18 protein-coding genes are annotated in these 17997 nt (G+C 28.2%); 6 read left to right on the top strand and 12 right to left on the bottom strand.

From position 1 onward, the window contains the following. Positions 1–178 precede the first annotated feature (178 nt). Together AACQ14_RS15650 and AACQ14_RS15645 are read right to left on the bottom strand one after the other, a co-directional pair. A complete protein-coding gene (locus AACQ14_RS15650) occupies positions 179–829 on the bottom strand; it encodes a response regulator transcription factor (RefSeq protein ID WP_339364525.1) in 651 nt (216 codons plus the stop codon). Continuing rightward, the gene (locus AACQ14_RS15645) at positions 822–1988 is read right to left on the bottom strand and encodes a sensor histidine kinase (RefSeq protein ID WP_339364524.1); all 1167 of its coding nucleotides are present in this window, start codon (positions 1986–1988) and stop codon (positions 822–824) included. The genes AACQ14_RS15650 and AACQ14_RS15645 overlap by 8 nt, the downstream gene beginning before the upstream one ends. A gap of 521 nt (positions 1989–2509) precedes the next feature. On the opposite strand from AACQ14_RS15645, the gene AACQ14_RS15640 reads away from it, so the two are divergent. After that, a complete protein-coding gene (locus tag AACQ14_RS15640) occupies positions 2510–3451 on the top strand; it encodes an alpha/beta fold hydrolase (protein ID WP_339364523.1) in 942 nt (313 codons plus the stop codon). Between the two features lie 92 nt (positions 3452–3543). Here AACQ14_RS15640 and AACQ14_RS15635 read toward each other — a convergent pair whose 3' ends face one another. The 10 genes from AACQ14_RS15635 to rpmH all read right to left on the bottom strand — a co-directional run bounded on the left by AACQ14_RS15635 (position 3544) and on the right by rpmH (position 12120). Next, positions 3544–3999 (bottom strand): GNAT family N-acetyltransferase, encoded by a 456-nt coding sequence (locus tag AACQ14_RS15635; protein WP_339364522.1) that lies wholly within the window; start codon positions 3997–3999, stop codon positions 3544–3546. Between the two features lie 181 nt (positions 4000–4180). Continuing rightward, complete coding sequence (gene noc, locus AACQ14_RS15630; protein ID WP_339364526.1) at positions 4181–4975, bottom strand: nucleoid occlusion protein; 795 nt, start codon at positions 4973–4975, stop codon at positions 4181–4183. A gap of 317 nt (positions 4976–5292) precedes the next feature. Next, positions 5293–6012, bottom strand: a complete 720-nt coding sequence (gene rsmG / locus AACQ14_RS15625) for a 16S rRNA (guanine(527)-N(7))-methyltransferase RsmG (protein WP_339364521.1) — start codon at positions 6010–6012, stop codon at positions 5293–5295. A gap of 49 nt (positions 6013–6061) precedes the next feature. Further along, positions 6062–7951: a tRNA uridine-5-carboxymethylaminomethyl(34) synthesis enzyme MnmG gene (gene mnmG / locus AACQ14_RS15620; RefSeq protein WP_339364520.1), complete on the bottom strand. Its 1890-nt coding sequence runs from the start codon at positions 7949–7951 to the stop codon at positions 6062–6064. 59 nt (positions 7952–8010) lie between these two features. Then, on the bottom strand, positions 8011–9393 hold the full coding sequence (mnmE, locus tag AACQ14_RS15615; protein WP_339364519.1) for a tRNA uridine-5-carboxymethylaminomethyl(34) synthesis GTPase MnmE: 1383 nt from the start codon (positions 9391–9393) through the stop codon (positions 8011–8013). Between the two features lie 97 nt (positions 9394–9490). Continuing rightward, positions 9491–10120 (bottom strand): RNA-binding cell elongation regulator Jag/EloR, encoded by a 630-nt coding sequence (gene jag / locus AACQ14_RS15610; protein ID WP_339364518.1) that lies wholly within the window; start codon positions 10118–10120, stop codon positions 9491–9493. A 178-nt stretch (positions 10121–10298) separates the two neighbouring features. After that, entirely contained in the window at positions 10299–11273 is a 975-nt protein-coding gene (locus tag AACQ14_RS15605; RefSeq protein ID WP_339364517.1) for a YidC/Oxa1 family membrane protein insertase, read from the bottom strand. A 22-nt stretch (positions 11274–11295) separates the two neighbouring features. Next, on the bottom strand, positions 11296–11514 hold the full coding sequence (yidD, locus tag AACQ14_RS15600; protein ID WP_113672968.1) for a membrane protein insertion efficiency factor YidD: 219 nt from the start codon (positions 11512–11514) through the stop codon (positions 11296–11298). Positions 11515–11519: 5 nt separating this feature from the next. Continuing rightward, positions 11520–11867 carry a ribonuclease P protein component gene (gene rnpA, locus AACQ14_RS15595; protein WP_212693457.1) on the bottom strand — a complete coding sequence of 116 codons (348 nt, stop codon included), beginning with the start codon at positions 11865–11867 and terminating at the stop codon, positions 11520–11522. A gap of 118 nt (positions 11868–11985) precedes the next feature. Further along, the gene (gene rpmH / locus AACQ14_RS15590) at positions 11986–12120 is read right to left on the bottom strand and encodes a 50S ribosomal protein L34 (protein ID WP_113672970.1); all 135 of its coding nucleotides are present in this window, start codon (positions 12118–12120) and stop codon (positions 11986–11988) included. Positions 12121–12817: 697 nt separating this feature from the next. On the opposite strand from rpmH, the gene dnaA reads away from it, so the two are divergent. The 5 genes from dnaA to AACQ14_RS15565 all read left to right on the top strand — a co-directional run. Then, positions 12818–14161: a chromosomal replication initiator protein DnaA gene (gene dnaA, locus AACQ14_RS15585; protein WP_339364516.1), complete on the top strand. Its 1344-nt coding sequence runs from the start codon at positions 12818–12820 to the stop codon at positions 14159–14161. Positions 14162–14525: 364 nt separating this feature from the next. Further along, complete coding sequence (gene dnaN / locus AACQ14_RS15580; protein ID WP_339364515.1) at positions 14526–15629, top strand: DNA polymerase III subunit beta; 1104 nt, start codon at positions 14526–14528, stop codon at positions 15627–15629. Positions 15630–15662: 33 nt separating this feature from the next. Continuing rightward, positions 15663–15872 (top strand): RNA-binding S4 domain-containing protein, encoded by a 210-nt coding sequence (locus tag AACQ14_RS15575; RefSeq protein WP_339364514.1) that lies wholly within the window; start codon positions 15663–15665, stop codon positions 15870–15872. Positions 15873–15928: 56 nt separating this feature from the next. Then, the gene (gene recF, locus AACQ14_RS15570; protein WP_339364513.1) at positions 15929–17029 is read left to right on the top strand and encodes a DNA replication/repair protein RecF; all 1101 of its coding nucleotides are present in this window, start codon (positions 15929–15931) and stop codon (positions 17027–17029) included. 188 nt (positions 17030–17217) lie between these two features. Then, on the top strand, positions 17218–17997 hold a 780-nt coding region (locus tag AACQ14_RS15565), incomplete at its 3' end, for an ATP-binding protein (protein WP_339364512.1).

Here is a 17997-nt window from a genome sequence, read left to right as displayed (position 1 = left end):
TAACTATTAAAAACTCTCGTCCACCGAAGACGAGAGTACAATAAGTGAATTATAAAAATTATACATTAAATAAACCTATTTGTCTAGTATTAAGGTTCATTAACTTAAACTTCAATAACTTATATCTAGCTACTCCTCAATCTCTCAAAAATCCATTGAACAAATTGAAGAATACTAATTAAAAAATATCTACTATATTATTTTTAATTGCATAAACTGCAGCTTGTGTTCTATCTGATACATTGATTTTTTTGAATATATTTGATACGTGATTTTTTACTGTCTTTTCACTTATACATAAATTATGTGCTATTTCTTTATTTAACATACCTTCAGTGATAAGTTTTAAAACTTCTATTTCTCTTTTAGTTAACTTATTGAACCCTACTTCTTTTTCTTCTCTAGTATTATTCATTCTCTTAAATAATAAAGATGCCATATTGGGTTGTATATAAGACTCACCATTATATATCGTTCTGATAGCTTTAATTAAAACATCTGATTCAGAATCTTTTAGTACATATCCTTGAACACCAATTTCAAATGCTTTGTACAGATACTCTACTTCATTATGAATAGTTAATATTAAAGTTTTAGTTGGAATATTATTCTCGTTAAGATATTTTATGACCTCTAGTCCATTCTTACGAGGCATATTAATATCAAGCAATACAACATCAGGATTGCCCTCTATGATCTTTTGAATTGCCTCTGAACCATCCCCAGCTTGATCAATGACTTCTATATCGTCTTCCAGCTCAATTAATTGTTTAAGACCCTCTCTAACCATTGAATGGTCATCTGCGATAAGTATTTTAATGTTATTCATTAATATCCTCCTTGCTTTCCAAAATAGGTATCTTTACATAGATTGTTGTACCCATTCCCCTCTCAGATTTTAACTTATATTCACCCATTAATAAGTTAGTTCTTTCTCTCATCATAGTAATACCAAACCCTCTATTATTTTCCATGTTAAGTTTTACATTATTTATATCAAAGCCATCACCATCATCATTTATTATCAATTCAATAAATTCCGAATTATAGTTAAGCTTAATATTTACATTAGCAGCATTAGAATGTTTTTTAGCATTATTTATTGCCTCTTGAACAATTCTATATAAAGTTAAAGAAATAATAGAATTAACATTATCTTCCCCGCTCATCACATCTAAGGTTATATCATAATTTACTTCATTTCTAATTTTATCTATATATCTTTCTAAAGTAGGAACTAAACCAAGATCATCTAAAGCCATTGGTCTAAGATTATAGATCATCCTTCTAGTTTCATCAATAGTTGTTCGTATAATAGATTTGAGAGACTGTAATTCTAATCTAGTTCTATCAATATCCTTATCTAATAATTTAATGCATAGTTCAGTCTTGAGAATAAGATTAGATAGATTCTGTGACGGTCCATCGTGCATTTCTCTAGAAATTCTTAATCTTTCCTCTTCCTGAGCTTTTATAACTTTCAATCCCCATATTTCTTTTGTATACATATTGTTAACTTCATTATTGATTTCATTAAGTTCACCAGATAAAATATCATATGCAAAGTCCAAATTATTACTTACGTAATCAGATTTCTCAGCTATTTGCCTAATTGTTTTAAGCTGATTTTCCAGATTATCTCTCTTATGAACTATTTCCATTTCTTTTTCATATTCAATTGTCAATCTATTTTTTATGTCTTCAATCTCTTTATGAACTAATGTTATTTCATCGTCAGTATACAGATGACAATTTTTGTTAATAATGGATAATTTTGTTTTACTAAGATTTAACTTTTTCTCTAACGTTGCCACATTATTTATAATGTCGTTAGCTTCATCTTTTAGAATTGTAAATTTATCTTCTATTTCAACATATCTTTTTTTAATAAAAGAACTTATTTCATAAATCTCTTTATTTCTTTCTTTTATAATTTCTTTTGTATCATTAATTATGGAATCTAATTTTTCCATTACATTTTTATACATTTTATTTACACCTACTGACAAAATATAACCTAAACTTTTAGATATATTATTATATCATTAAAGTATATTATAATACAAGCAAATTACGTATATTAGTACTATCTTAGGAGTTAAAATGTTCCAGAAAATAGGATCATAAAAAACAAATAAATTTAGTAATATTTTACATAATTTTATTCAAACATATTATATAATAATATTTTTTGTTATATAATAATATAAAATATTATTATTTTCAGTATTTTAATTGGAAAATTTAACAAACTATTACGTTTTTATAAATTCTAAATAATTCTATTGAATTTTTTCCTAATTTGCTACATAATAGATAGTAGACGTATTACCTATAAAACAATAATAAAAAAGTTCTATACTATATCTTATATAAATATGTGGTATAATGAATTTGTTCAACGTACAATGGTAAAAATAGGAAAGATAAATTAACTACTATAAAATTATATTTTAAACGCTAGAACATACCTTTCCTATAAGGTAAAATAATAGAAAGGAGAAAGCAAGTGAAAAAACATACAAAAAATCTATTTTACTTTTTAATATCGTTAATTACAATCTCGTTAATAAATAAAATAATATTCATAACCTCTACTATCAGGAATAACCTATTCTCATGTAATAGTTATTATTATGGGTGGAAATTCGGTAAATTATTTTATACTGTACAAGGAAAAGGTAAACCAATACTATTGATTCATAGTTTATATATGGGAAGTTCAGACTATGAATTTAAAAAAATAGTTAAAAACCTATCATCAAATCATACTGTTTATACAATAGATTTAATTGGTTATGGTAGATCTGACAAACCTAAAATTACTTATACGGCTTTTTTATATGTTCAATTGATATCTGATTTCATTAATGAAGTCATAAAAGAAAAAACAGATGTAATTGCTTCTTCTTCTAGTTCATCATTTGTTACTATGGCTTGTTATCAAAATCCAGATATATTTGACAAATTACTATTCATTAACCCAGCCAGTATAGCATCACTACAAAAGAATCCTAGTAAAAAGGATAAATTATTGAAATATGTATTGGAAACACCTATATTAGGAACAACAATATATAATATTGCTTGCTCAAAATATATTTTGAGAGCTAACCTTAGGAAGAGATTTTATTACAATAAAAAATTAGTTAGAAAGAAATATATAACTATATACCATGAAGCTTCACATCTTCAAGGATCAAATAACAAATTTTTATATGCCTCAAAATGTTGCAAGTATTTAAATGTTTCCATTAATAATGCAGTAGAAAACATTAACAATAGCATTTATATATTAATGGGGGATAATGGTAACTCAGAAGATATTATCAACAGCTATTTAACTCTAAATCCAGCAATAGAATATTCATATGTACATGATACAAAACTATTGCCTCATTTAGAAAAGCCTGCCGATATAATAGACATTTGTAATATTTATTTTAATTAATACAATCGTAATTCTATAAAAAATATATTAAATATTAATCTAAAAATATTAATTGCCTCCCTATTGATTAAGGAGGCAATTTTAATATATTATTATTTACAATTACATTTTCTCTTCATTTTACCTTTTTCAAGTCGCATATTAATATGGTCAATATCAGCTTCTTGATACACTTCTCCACATTCTTCGAATCCAATCTTTCTATAAAAATTAACTGCTGGTAATTGAGAATGGACTTCTATAAAATCAGCACCTATATCAAAAGCTTTTTGAATCAGCATTCTAACTATTAGATCTCCATAATAGTTACCTCTTTTTTCTTTTAATACAGCAATCCTACCTATAAGATAAAGATTGTCTTTTATAGCCATTCTACCTGTCCCTACAGGGTTTTTATCTTCATATGCAACTACATGTACAGCTTCTTTATCTTCACCATCGAAAACTATATTATAATCAATATTTTGCTCATCCACAAAAACCTTGTTCCTAACAAAAATAGCATCTTCAATATTTTTATCACCATTAATATATATAGCATTAATCATAAGTAACACTACCTTTCATTACAAAAATATAAATTACACACAAGAAAAGAGGCTACGCCCCTTCTTCCGTAGGAAGTTTCAGTCGTTAGGAAAGTTTCCTTGATGCATGAAAACATTACTATTTCATATGCTTAGAAAATAGGACTTTCTTAAGATAAAAAATATGTACATATTTATCTTATTAGTTCATAGGTATAACTATATTGATCTCATAAGAATCATCTACTTCTTTTACCTTATAATCAATATCAATACCTGAACTCTCCATCATATCAACAGCCTGTTTAATAGTATTCGTAAATATTCTTATATCTTTTAGATATCTTTTTACCTTTGCTTTATCTTTCTTGTTTACTTCTTCAATTAATCTATTTAATGTTCTATCAATTAACTCTTCAGTCTTTTTAACGTTCAGAGATTGTTCAACTACTTTATTAAGAATATTAAGCTGTAACTCTTCATTAGGTAATTTTAATAAAGCTCTAGCATGTCTTTCAGACAAACTGTTATCAAGTAAAACTTTCTTAACATTATTACTTAATTTAAGTAATCTTAACTTGTTAGCTATGGTAGATTGGCTTTTACCTACTTGTTTAGCAACCTCATCCTGTGTTAAATCATAATCATTAATTAGATTATAATAGCCTTCCGCTTCTTCAATATAATTAAGATTCTCTCTTTGTAAGTTTTCTACTAATGCTATAACAGCACTATCTTTATCATTTACATCAATGACAATTGCAGGTATCTCAGTAAGACCAGCTAATTTACTAGCTCTCAATCTTCGTTCACCAGCAATAAGTTCATAATATTCATCATTAATCCGTCTAACACTAATAGGCTGCATTATTCCAAATTCTTTAATTGAATTAGCTAATTCATCTAACATTAATTTATCGAATACTCTTCTAGGCTGATATGGATTAGGTCTAATATTATTAACAGAAATGAAGGTTACATTATATTCATTAATCATACTCAAAACTATTCCTCTCTTCTTTAGTTAATTTATTTATATTAAGATGTTCAGGGAACACCCTCTGCATTAAGAGCTAATATAATTTTGATTTTAATAAATTACACTAATTGTATTTTAAAATCTATCTTATTACATATCATTATAATAATTCTCAAACATTAATACTCATTGAAATTCCATACAAAATATACTAATTATGATGCTAATAATATCATGTATAGAAAATCATTAAACATTATTATTCTCTCTTTTATCTTATACTTATTATATCAAAAATCCTAACAAAATCAAAATTATTTCCCAGGAAATATTATTTATCTCAAAGGATTTTTCTTAGGTTTACCAGCTTTTCTTGGATATTTATTAGGCGTAATCTTTTCCTTTTTAATAAGAACAAATGATCTTTCTATCTCAGAAAAAGGAATTTCAACATTCTGGGTTTCTTCTAAAAATCCTCCTAATTTACTTATAGCATTTCTAGATATTTCAATCTCATCATTTGATTTACTAGATTTATAAGGTATAAAATAACCTTCACATCTAACAAATGGAATGCAATACTCACTAAGAATAGATAAATCTGCAACCGCTCTTGATACACATATATCAAATTGCTCTCTATAAAGATCAGTATTACCTAGATCTTCAGCTCTTGAATGAATACATACAACATCATCAAGTAACAGTTCATCTATAACATTTGACAAAAAATTAATTCTTTTATTAAGAGAATCAACCAATGTCACCTTAAGATGAGGATATACTATCTTGAGGGGTATACCTGGAAATCCTGCCCCTGTACCTAAATCAATCAAGCTGTTGCTTATACTTAGGTCAATAACATTTTTTATAGCTATACTATCTAAAAAATGCTTGATAATAACTTCTTGTTCATCCACAATAGAAGTAAGATTGATTTTATTATTCCATTCAATCAACATCTCATAATATTTATCAAATTGTTTTACCTGATTATCTGTTAGTTTAAAACCTAATTTTTCTGCACCTTCTATTAGTATATGATTGTATCTCATATCATCATCCTAACTTATTGTTATTTATAGCTTCTAGGTATCCATTAATCTAAGAATTATAATTTCTTCTTAGTTGTTCAAGATACACTAATAATACAGATATATCTGCTGGTGACACACCTGATATACGAGACGCTTGACCTATAGACCTTGGTTTGACACTATTAAGTTTTTGCATAGCCTCTATTCTAAGACCTTTTATGTCTTCATAATTCAAATTATCTGGCAGATATTTTTTCTCTAATTTCTTGAATTGTGCTACTTGTTTCTGTTGACGACTTATATATCCCTCATACTTAAGAGAAATATTAACTTGTTCTATTACATCTGATTTAAGTTCTGGTCTACTCTTATCAATTTCTCCTAAGACATCGTAATTAAGTTCTGGACGTCTAAGTAACTCAGCTAATGTACTACCAGAACGTAATGTAGAGCTATTATACTTTTCTAAAAAGCCATTAACCTCTTTATTAGCACCTACTGTAGTATTTTTTAATCTATTTATTTCTTCATCTATCTTCTTTTCTTTTTCTTTCACATTATTATGTCTTTCATCAGAGATTAAGCCTACTTTATTACCTATTGATGATAACCTAATATCTGCATTATCTTGTCTTAATAATAATCTATACTCGGCTCTTGATGTCATCATTCTATAAGGTTCATTAGTACCTTTCGTAACCAAATCATCAATAAGAACTCCTATATAAGCATCAGACCTGTCTAACACTATCTGTTCTTTTCCTAATATCTTCATACTTGCATTAATACCAGCTATAAGTCCTTGAGCCGCTGCTTCTTCGTATCCTGAACTTCCATTGAACTGTCCCGCACTATATAGACCCGAGATATTCTTGAACTCAAGTGTAGAATTTAACTGTAAAGGATTGATACAATCATATTCAATAGCATAACCTGGTCGCATGATTACGCATTTTTCTAAACCTGGAAGAGTTCTTAACATATCTCTCTGAACATCTTCTGGAAGTGAACTTGACATTCCTTGAACATACATCTCATTAGTATATTCACCTTCTGGCTCTAAAAAAACTTGATGTCTCTCTTTATCCTGGAATCTAACAACTTTATCTTCTATGGAAGGGCAATATCTTGGACCCGTACCCTCAATAACTCCGCTATAAAGAGGTGATCTATCAAGATTTTTCTTAATGATACTATGAGTATCTGCATTAGTATAAGTTAACCAGCATGATATTTGGTTTCTTTTAATTTCCTCTTCTGTATTCATGAATGAGAATGGAACAATTCTATTGTCACCTTTTTGTTCATCCATTTTATTAAAATCAACTGTACTCTTGTCAATTCTTGAAGGAGTACCAGTTTTGAATCTATACATCTCAATTCCTAAATTTTTCAAACTATCAGTAAGATGATTAGCTGCAAGCAGACCATTAGGACCACTATTAATACTAACCTCTCCATATATACAACGTGCCTTGAGATAAGTTCCACTAGCAATTATTACTGTTTTACTATTATATACAGCGCCAGAAATAGTTTTTACCCCTGTAATTTTACCATCTTCAGCTATTATATCAGTTACTTCACTTTGTTTTATAGTTAAATGTGAAGTGTTTTCTAAGATTATTTTCATTTCCTTAGAATAGGTAAATTTGTCTGCTTGAGCTCTTAGAGAATGAACTGCAGGACCTTTACCAGTATTCAACATCCTTGATTGTAAATACGTTTTATCAATATTTTTACCCATTTCACCACCTAGAGCATCTATTTCACGAACTAGATGACCTTTTGATGTTCCTCCTATACTAGGATTACATGGCATCATGGCTATACTATCTAAACTTACCGAGAATATAACTGTTTCAAGGCCTAATCTGGCAGCAGCTAAAGCAGCTTCACAACCTGCATGTCCAGCACCTATAACAGCTACATCGTAATTTCCTTCAATATAACTCATATACATTAACTCCTTTTACATTAACTCTAGTCCATCAAGGCTATCAGGATAAATTAAACTTATTTACCTAAACAAAACTGACTAAAAATTTGATGAATAATATCATCACTAACACTATCTCCTGTAATCTCTCCTAGATAATCGTATGAATTCTTTAGATCAATAGACCAGCAATCCTCAGGCATACCCATTTCTATTGATTCCTTAACAGAATTCAAACTATCTATTGCATTCTCTAGAGACACTTTATGTCGTATATTGGTAATATACAAATTATCATTAAAATTGATATCACCAATTAAGAACATATCTTTTATAGCCTTTTCGATATCATCTAAGCCTTTATTATCTTTCAACGATGTAGATATAACTCTAGTATTCTTAACTTCCTTATAAACAAATTCTTCTGTTATTCTAACAGGAAGATCAATCTTATTCAATAAAACAATTGTTTTTTTATTTTTGATTAGATTAAATATATATCTATCTTCTTCTGTCAAATCACTTGAAGCATCCAACATCATTATAATCAGATCAGCTTCTTCAACCAATTCTTCTGATTTATTAACTCCAATTTTTTCAACAATATCTTCTGTTTCTCTAATTCCTGCTGTATCAATTATTCTAAGTGGTATACCTTTTATATTCATATACTCTTCTAGAACATCTCTAGTTGTACCTGCTACAGCAGTTACAATAGCTCTATCTTCATTTAATAACGCATTCATAAGAGAAGATTTACCCACATTGGGTTTACCCACTATGACTGTTTTAATACCTTCTCTAATAATTTTACCATCATCGGCTGAATTTAACAGTTTACTAACTTTTTCTTTTATACCATCAAGATTATTTAATACCATATCTTCGCCTAATTCTTCATAATCATACTCTGGATAATCTATAGATGCTTCTATATGTGCTATCAACTCTAATAGCTTACTTCTTATATCCTTTATTTCCCGGTAAATATTACCTTTTAATTGATTAACAGAACTTTCCAAAGATAGTTCAGTTTTTGCATTGATAATATCTATAACGGCTTCTGCACTTGATAAATCCATTCTTCCGTTTAAAAAAGCTCTTTTAGTAAATTCTCCAGGTTCAGCTAACCTAGCTCCATTTGATAAAACCAGATGAAGTATCTTTTGCATTACTATAACCCCACCATGACAATTAATCTCAATTATATTTTCTTTCGTATACGTATTAGGCTCTTTCATAACAGATACAAGCACTTCGTCAATTATTTCATTTGACTCTGGATCAATTATATTACCATAATGAATTGTATGTGTTTTTTGTTCTATCAACTTTTTATTCTTTTTTGAAACAAATAATTTGTCTGCAATGATAATAGCATCTTCTCCACTTATTCTAATAATACCTATACCTGATGCAGATAATGAAGTAGATATAGCTGCTATTGTATTATTTACCATAACAAATCTCCTTTTTGCTTATTTCCTATATTATGATAAAAAACCCATGCTCGTAAGCTTGGGTCTTTATAAAGACGGGAGCTTAGGCCCCCTTTTATTACTTTTTGAAATTATTAGGTGTAATTACTACTTTTCTAAATGGTTCTTCTCCCTCACTATGAGTATCTACATATTTATCATTCTGCAATGTGGAATGAATTATTCGTCTTTCATAAGGATTCATAGGCTCTAGGCTAAATTTTCTATTAGTTTTTCTTACTTTATAAGATAAATTCTTAGCTAAATTCTCAAGAGTCTCTTTTCTTCTTTCGCGATAATTCTCTGTATCCAATTTAACTCTTACATACTTATCTGATTCCTTATTAACCACCAAACTTACTAAATATTGTAACGAATCCAGTGTTTGTCCTCTTTTACCAATAAGGACTCCCATGCTTGGACCACTCAACTCAATATCCAAGTTCTGCTCGTTTAGTTGAGCCACAATTTCAACTTTTAGATTCATTACCCTAAATATATTTTCTAAAAACTCAGTAGCTACATCAGATAAATTTATTTTTTTAGTAACTTTAACTTTAGCTAATTTTGAACTAAATAAACCAAGTAAACCAGTTGCACCTTTATCGATAACTTCAATGTTAACTTTGTCACTTGTAGTCCCCAATTCGATTAATGCCTCAGTTATAGCATCATTAACGCTTTTTCCTGTTTTTTCAACAAAATTCATTTTAGAACTTTCCTCCTTAAATTTTATATATTCAACTTTTATACAAGCATAAACTATTCATTTTTCAAATTAAAAAATAAAAGTTGTATATATAATAAAGCTATCCTATGGATTTTATAAACATTACAAACTATAGTGAGTTCTATTTTGTTATATAAATTATGCGAAATTATATAGGTTATTTTTTGTCTTTTTTAAGATGTTTGTTGATTACAATTTGTTGTACTAATTGGAAAGAACTACTTGTTAACCAATAAAGACCTAAACCAGCTGGCATTGTAACAACGAAGAATACTGTAATAAGAGGCATAGTATACATCATAGTCTTATTAGTAGCAGCTTGTTTTTCGTCCATATTTTTATTATTACTGCTCATTGTAGTCTTAGAAACTAAAAACTGAACAACAACATTCAATACTGGTATTAAGAGACCAATAGACATTAAGTCAGGCTTGTCTGCTAAATTGATGCCTAAAAAATAGTTAATATCCGTTAACTGATTTACAAGTGGTGCGATCTTATCTCCAACTGAATTAAAGTGGTCAGTAAACTTAGTCCAATCAGATGAACTAAAAGTACTTAATAGATCTATAACTTTATCGTTAGAAGCTATATCAAAATTCTTAACTGGTATTTTAGCAGCCTCATTCAAACTTGTAATATAATCTCCAAAACCTGCTACACCTCTTACGCTAGCTATTATACTAAGGTAAATACCTTTTATGCTCATGATATAAGCTGGTATATTTCTGAGAACTTGAAATAATGACATGATAATAGGAAATTGAATTAATAATGGTAAACATCCTCCAAAAGGACTTACATTATGTTCTTGATATAACTGACTCATTTCCATTCTCATCTTATTTTGAGATTCTGCATCTTTTTTATTTTTATACTTATCTTGTATTTTCTTTAGCTTTGGTTGAATTGCTTGCATACCAATCATTGATTTTTGTTGTTTAAAAGCTAAAGGCAACATTAATAATCTAATAATAACAGTAAATAATATGATACTGATTCCCAAAGATTCAATACCTATTGCACTAAATAAATTATATATAGCGTCCATAATCGCACCAAAAACTTTAGCTATTGGACCTATTATAAATGAACTGCTCTGTGTTAGAACAACAATATTCGACAATAACATGAAATTAGTTCCTCCTAATATTTTATGGTACTGGGTCATATCCACCTTTATGGAATGGATGACATCTTAAGATTCTTTTAATACTTAACCAAGCTCCTTTTAGAAATCCATACTTAACTATAGCTTCATATGCATACGTTGAACAAGTAGGCGTATAAATACATGATGGCTTTTTTAAAGGAGAAATAAATTTTCTATAAAAAATTATAAATTTTAATGAAATATTTTTAAAGACATTCATATATATCACTTCTCTTTATATTCTAATAGGTTATGTTTTCTCAATAAGTTGTTTAATGATTTTTCTATATCTTTAAAACTTGCATTTGAAGAGTTAACTCTTCCTATTACAACAATATTATATCCAGTTTTTATTCTGTTCTCATTAAGCCTATAATTTTCTTTTACTAATCTAGTGACCCTATGTCTAACTACACTGTTCCCAACTTTTTTACTTACAGAGATTCCTAACCGATTAATAGAATCTCCATTACTATAAATATACATAACTAAATAATTATTTGCAAGGGATCTACCCTTGTTAAAAACGATTTTGAAATCTTTTCTTTTCTTTAACGATTCTGTCCTGTTCATAAATAACTTCCTCCCATACTATAAGGTAATAAGACCTCTATTAAACCTTAAAAACAATTCAATTAATTCTAGTAAAATCAGGTTTGGAGGATAGTATAAAAGGCCACAAAATGAGGCCTTAAGCTGACAATTTTTTTCTACCTTTTGCTCTTCTTCTTGCTAAAACGCTTCTTCCACTCTTAGAACTCATTCTTTTTCTAAAACCATGTTCTCTACTTCTTTGTTTCGTTTTAGGTTGGTATGTCATTTTCATGAATAAGCACCTCCTTTAAAATTACATAGTATACAACAATGTTCTTTTTTTATTAAATAACATGTACCATTTAATGATAAGCAATTTTATCAAAATACATATAATTTACTAATACTAACGAAAAATTATAATGCTTCATAGATTCATCTACATAAAAGCACTATTCTAATTATATTAAAAAACTATCTTCTAGTCAAGAAAAAAATGTTTCTAATAAGCAGAACCATGGATGAACAGGAATTCTATAAATTTTTATCCACAATTTTTTAGTGTTTTTTCCACATTTTGTGGATAATATGTTAAAAACTATTTATCCACAACTGCCATCAAAAATGTGGATAAGTCGACGATTTGTTATTTATTTACAAAAATTTACAGTTTTAGTTTTAGTTATATTTATGCACATTCAAAACTATTAACAGCCTGTACATTATTTTAATCAACACAATGTGGATAAAATTGGAGTTATCCAAGTTATCCACACTATTAACATACTATGAAACCAACTTATCAACAATTTTTATCCACACATCAACATTATTTGATTGAAAATTAGTTCCGTATAGCGTATTATATACTGTAGATAGTTAGAATGAAAATGAATAAGTATGTTCATTTTACGGTATATTTTTATATTATTATGATTGTATCGTTAATATGGGAAATATACCCTGAATAATGCAAAGGAGGATATATGATGAGTCATTCCGTTATTGAAAAATGGGACAAAATTCAAGAGCTACTTAGGGATGAATCAGATATTTCAAAAATATCTTATAAAACTTTTCTAGAAAATCTGGAGCCTATTAGAGTACATGATAACACAATCATAATAAAAACAGATGATGAAATCGGTCGTGACTACATAGAAAGAAAATATAGTAAATCGATCATAATCGCAATTAGAGAAATAGTAGGTGAAATATATAACATTAAATTTATGCTGCCAAGTGAAATAGAAAAAGAAGAAAAAAGGTCCAGTGGCAAAAGACAACCTACTATTAATAATAATGAATATAATAGCCTCAATTCTAGATATACATTTGATACATTTGTTGTAGGTAACAACAACAAATTAGCCCATGCTGCGGCTTTAGCGGTTGCTGAATCACCAGCAGAGGCATATAATCCTCTTTTTATATATGGTGGTGTTGGGTTAGGAAAAACTCACTTGATGCATTCAATAGCTCACTTTATTCTCTCGGAGAATAGTGAATCAAAAGTATTATATGTATCTTCAGAAAAATTTACTAATGAATTGATTAATTCCATTAGAGATGATAAAAATGAAGAATTCAGGCAAAAATATCGTAATATAGATGTTCTATTAGTTGATGATATACAATTTATTGCAGGAAAAGAACGAACTCAGGAAGAATTCTTCCATACATTCAATACTTTATATGAAGCAAAAAAACAGATAATCATATCAAGTGATCGCCCGCCAAAGGAAATCGAAACATTAGAAGAAAGGTTAAGATCCAGATTCGAATGGGGGTTAATAGCAGATATACAACCGCCTGATTTTGAGACAAGGATGGCCATACTTCAGAAAAGAGCTGAACTTGAACACCTTAATCTACCAAATGATGTTATTCAATATGTTGCAACAAACATAAAATCCAATATTAGAGAACTAGAAGGTGGAATCAATAAAATTATCGCTTATTCTACCTTAGTACATAAAGACCTTACCAAGGAATTAGCTGAAGATGCTCTAAAAGATTTGATAACACCAGAAAAAGATAAAGAGATAACACCAGAATTTATATTAGAGATTGTTGCAGAGCACTATAACCTTAACCCTGCAGATATAGTTTCTAAAAAAAGACCAAGAGAAATAGCTTATCCAAGACAAATAGTTATGTATCTATCAAGAACATTAACTGATTTGTCATTACCTAAGATAGGACAAATACTTGGTAAACGTGATCATACAACAATTATTCATGGATACGAGAAGATAAGTAAAGATATCCAAAAAGACAGTGCATTGAAAAACACTATAGAAATACTTACAAAAAAAATAACAGGGAAATAAAAGCTACATTTAATAAATTATAATGTACTTAAAATAAGATGAATAACGTAGGAATTAGTCATAAATTCAACTTATAGATAAATGCATTATAATTTTTTTTAGGGCTATAAAGTTATCAACATAAGGGTGTTAAGAATATATGTATAACATGTGTAAAACTTTTTGCTGGAGTACAACCTCTCTCAACCTGTGGATACTTTATAAAAAAAAATTAATTAATCAACAGACTTATTAGATTTATTAACAGATACTAACAATAAGGGTTTAGAATACTTATGAACATATTAACAAGCCCTATTATTATAATTACTATAAAAAAATATATATTATCTATATACACGTGTGAAAGGAGTTATTAACAATTATGAAACTAACTTGTAGTAAAAGTGATTTATTAAATGGAGTAACAACTGTTTTGAAAGCAGTATCAACTAGGACAACATTACCTATCTTAGAATGTATTTTATTACAAGCAACATCAAGTGGATTCAAATTAATTAGTAATGATCTAGAACTTGGTATTGAAAGTAACGTAAACGCTAATATTATTGAAACTGGAACAGTTGCTTTAAAAGCTAAGATATTTTCTGAGATAGTTAAGAAATTACCTGATAATCAAGTTGAGATAACAGTTGATGAAAAAAATTACACTACTATAATATGTGAAAAATCCAAATTCAATATATCAGGTCAATCAGGAGATGATTTTTTACAACTTCCTAATGTATCAAAAGATAAATGCATTAAAGTTTCTCAACTAAAACTTAAGGAAATGATAAGACAAACAATATTTTCTATAGCTCTAGAAGAAATAAGACCTATATTAACTGGTGAATTATTAGAGATTAAAAATAGCGAATTGAATATAGTATCTCTTGATGTACATAGAGTATCAATCAGAAAATTAAATTTTGAATCTGAATTCGATAATATCAATGTAGTTGTACCAGGGAAAACTCTAAATGAAATCAGCAAGATATTAGATACAGATGAAGAAAAAGATGTAATGATTTATTTTACAGATAAACATGTATTATTGGAACTAGAAGAAAGTATCATAGTTTCAAGACTTCTAGAAGGGGACTTTCCAAAATATGAACAATTCTTCTCAAAAGATTACGATACATTGATTAAAGTTGAAAAACAAGAATTATTGAATAGCATTGATAGAGCTGCTTTAATATCTAGAGAAACCAAAAATAACCCTATCAAAATTACTATACAAAGTGATAGTATGGTTATTACATCCAATACAGATTTTGGTGATGTATACGAAGAAATTGATATTGAAAAAGAAGGTAATGAATTAGAGATCGCATTTAATCCAAAATATTTTATTGACGCATTAAAAGTGATAGATGAAGAATTTATTTACTTACAATTCACTAATCCTCATAGTCCTTGTATTATTAAGCAGGTAGATGGAGATGAATATAAATATCTAATTGTTCCAATTAGAATAAGATAATCAAACTAAAGTTAGTATGAGAGGATTAAAAACATGGAAGAAATCAAAATCAAAGATGAATACATTAAACTAGGACAATTATTAAAATTAGCTGGGGCTGCTGATTCAGGAGTACATGCTAAGATATTAATTGTTAATGGCGAAGTAAGTGTTAATGGAGAAGTAGAAACAAGAAGAGGTAAGAAAATACATTCACAAGATATAGTTAGTGTAGCTGGATATGGAGAGATTAAAGTCATTTAGGAATTATATGTGCTTTAACTTTTATTAAGAATTTAGCTTTTTTGGAGTGCAAAAATATGTTTATAAAGTCATTATCATTAAAGGATTATAGAAATTATGAGTACTGTGTTGTAGATTTTTCAAATGGAATCAATATATTGTTTGGGAAAAATGCTCAAGGCAAAACTAATATCATTGAAGCCATTTATTTGTGTGCAACTTCAAAATCACATAGGACAAGCAATGATAAAGAGTTAATTAACTTAAATAACAGTGAAGCACATATAAAACTTACTGTTAATAAACGAGATATTGATGAAGTAATAGATATACACATCAAGAAGAATAATAGAAAAGGTATAGCAATAAACAGGATACCTATTAAAAAATTAAATGAATTATTAGGTATTGTTAACGTTATTATTTTTTCTCCAGAAGATCTGGGATTAATTAAAAATGGTCCCAAAGAAAGAAGAAAATTCTTGAATTTAGAATTATGTCAACTGGACAATATATATTACCATAACTTACAACAATACCAAAAAATTTTGAAACAAAGAAATAATTTATTGAAAAACTTGAAAAAAATTAATAAAATTGACGAGACTATAAGTATATGGGATAATCAATTAGTCCAGTATGGCATTAAGATTATCAACAGACGAGAAGAATTTATAAATGATCTAAACAAAATTATAAATAAAATTCATTCAGATATATCTGGTAATAAAGAAAATCTTAAGATAGAATATGAAAAAAACGTAAGTAATATAGATTTTAAACAAAAATTAGAAAATAATCTTGAAAAAGATATACGATTTGGGACAACAAGTGTCGGTCCTCATAGAGACGATATGATGTTCTTAGTTAATGGAATAGATATTAGAAAATATGGTTCACAAGGTCAGCAGAGGACTGCTGCTCTATCGTTGAAACTATCGGAAATAAGATTAGTTGTGGATAAAATAGATGATACACCAATTTTACTTCTAGATGATGTATTATCAGAATTAGACGATGATAGACAAAAGTACTTGATAAATTCTTTAGAGAACATTCAAACTATTGTTACTTGTACAGGTGTTGAAGATTATATAAAAAACAGTATTGATATTGGAAAATTATACCAAGTAAGTGAAGGAAATGTGACTCTATACGAATTACATAATAAAAAATGAAATTAATTCACTAAATAGTTGTTATGCCCTATTTGCAATAATTTACAGACTAATATATAATAGTTAGGATAGGTATAAATAACAATTTAATTAATACATCATCATATGTATTTAATTAATTAACATATATAGTAGATAAATATATGCGTATAATTATGCGTATCTAAACATATAGCAGGAGGTTTATTATGAGTAATTTATCTGAATATAATGAAAGTCATATTCAAGTTTTAGAAGGGCTGGAAGCTGTTCGAAAAAGGCCTGGTATGTATATTGGTAGTACTTCATCAAGAGGATTACATCATCTTGTCTATGAGATAGTAGATAATGCTATTGATGAAGCATTAGCAGATAGATGTGATTATATCGAAATAACAATTCATCCCGATAATTCAGTATCAGTATTAGATAATGGATTTGGTATACCAGTTGGAATACATCATCAAAAAGGAATACCAGCAGTAGAAGTAGTTTTTACGATACTACATGCCGGAGGCAAATTCGGTGGTGGTAGCTACAAAGTATCTGGAGGTTTGCACGGAGTTGGTGCTTCTGTAGTTAATGCTCTTTCTGAATGGCTGAAGGTTCAGATATATACTGATGGTAAAATATATGAACAAAACTATGCAAGAGGTAAAGTGCAACATCCATTAAAAGTTATCGGTGAGACTGAGAAGACAGGAACATATATACATTTTAAACCGGACCCAGAAATATTTGAAGAAACAGTATATGATTTTCATACACTTAAACAAAGACTACAAGAAATGGCTTTCCTAACAAAAGGTCTAAAAATCAAATTTATTGATACTAGAGAAGAACAAGGTCCTCAAGAGCTTGAATTTCATTATGAAGGTGGTATCAAGGAATTTGTAAAATATAGAAATCGTAATAAAGATACATTATATGATCAGATAGCATATGCAGAAGGTAAAAAAGACGGAGTATATGTTGAAGTTGCTTTTCAA

The organism is Vallitalea maricola (assembly GCF_036985595.1).
In the GTDB taxonomy this organism is placed as follows: domain Bacteria; phylum Bacillota; class Clostridia; order Lachnospirales; family Vallitaleaceae; genus Vallitalea; species Vallitalea maricola.
The sequence above is the reverse complement of the archived record's forward strand: the minus strand, read 5'-3'. Positions and strand labels throughout refer to the sequence as shown.

Bases quoted from the DNA above. Each gene is read 5' to 3' on its own strand.
- AACQ14_RS15650 (WP_339364525.1), bottom strand. From the start codon at position 829: ATGAATAACATTAAAATACTTATCGCAGATGACCATTCAATGGTTAGA.
- AACQ14_RS15645 (WP_339364524.1), bottom strand. From the start codon at position 1,988: ATGTATAAAAATGTAATGGAAAAATTAGATTCCATAATTAATGATACA.
- AACQ14_RS15635 (WP_339364522.1), bottom strand. From the start codon at position 3,999: ATGATTAATGCTATATATATTAATGGTGATAAAAATATTGAAGATGCT.
- noc (WP_339364526.1), bottom strand. From the start codon at position 4,975: ATGATTAATGAATATAATGTAACCTTCATTTCTGTTAATAATATTAGA.
- rsmG (WP_339364521.1), bottom strand. From the start codon at position 6,012: ATGAGATACAATCATATACTAATAGAAGGTGCAGAAAAATTAGGTTTT.
- mnmG (WP_339364520.1), bottom strand. From the start codon at position 7,951: ATGAGTTATATTGAAGGAAATTACGATGTAGCTGTTATAGGTGCTGGA.
- mnmE (WP_339364519.1), bottom strand. From the start codon at position 9,393: ATGGTAAATAATACAATAGCAGCTATATCTACTTCATTATCTGCATCA.
- jag (WP_339364518.1), bottom strand. From the start codon at position 10,120: ATGAATTTTGTTGAAAAAACAGGAAAAAGCGTTAATGATGCTATAACT.
- AACQ14_RS15605 (WP_339364517.1), bottom strand. From the start codon at position 11,273: ATGTTATTGTCGAATATTGTTGTTCTAACACAGAGCAGTTCATTTATA.
- yidD (WP_113672968.1), bottom strand. From the start codon at position 11,514: ATGAATGTCTTTAAAAATATTTCATTAAAATTTATAATTTTTTATAGA.
- rnpA (WP_212693457.1), bottom strand. From the start codon at position 11,867: ATGAACAGGACAGAATCGTTAAAGAAAAGAAAAGATTTCAAAATCGTT.
- rpmH (WP_113672970.1), bottom strand. From the start codon at position 12,120: ATGAAAATGACATACCAACCTAAAACGAAACAAAGAAGTAGAGAACAT.
- dnaA (WP_339364516.1), top strand. From the start codon at position 12,818: ATGAGTCATTCCGTTATTGAAAAATGGGACAAAATTCAAGAGCTACTT.
- dnaN (WP_339364515.1), top strand. From the start codon at position 14,526: ATGAAACTAACTTGTAGTAAAAGTGATTTATTAAATGGAGTAACAACT.
- AACQ14_RS15575 (WP_339364514.1), top strand. From the start codon at position 15,663: ATGGAAGAAATCAAAATCAAAGATGAATACATTAAACTAGGACAATTA.
- recF (WP_339364513.1), top strand. From the start codon at position 15,929: ATGTTTATAAAGTCATTATCATTAAAGGATTATAGAAATTATGAGTAC.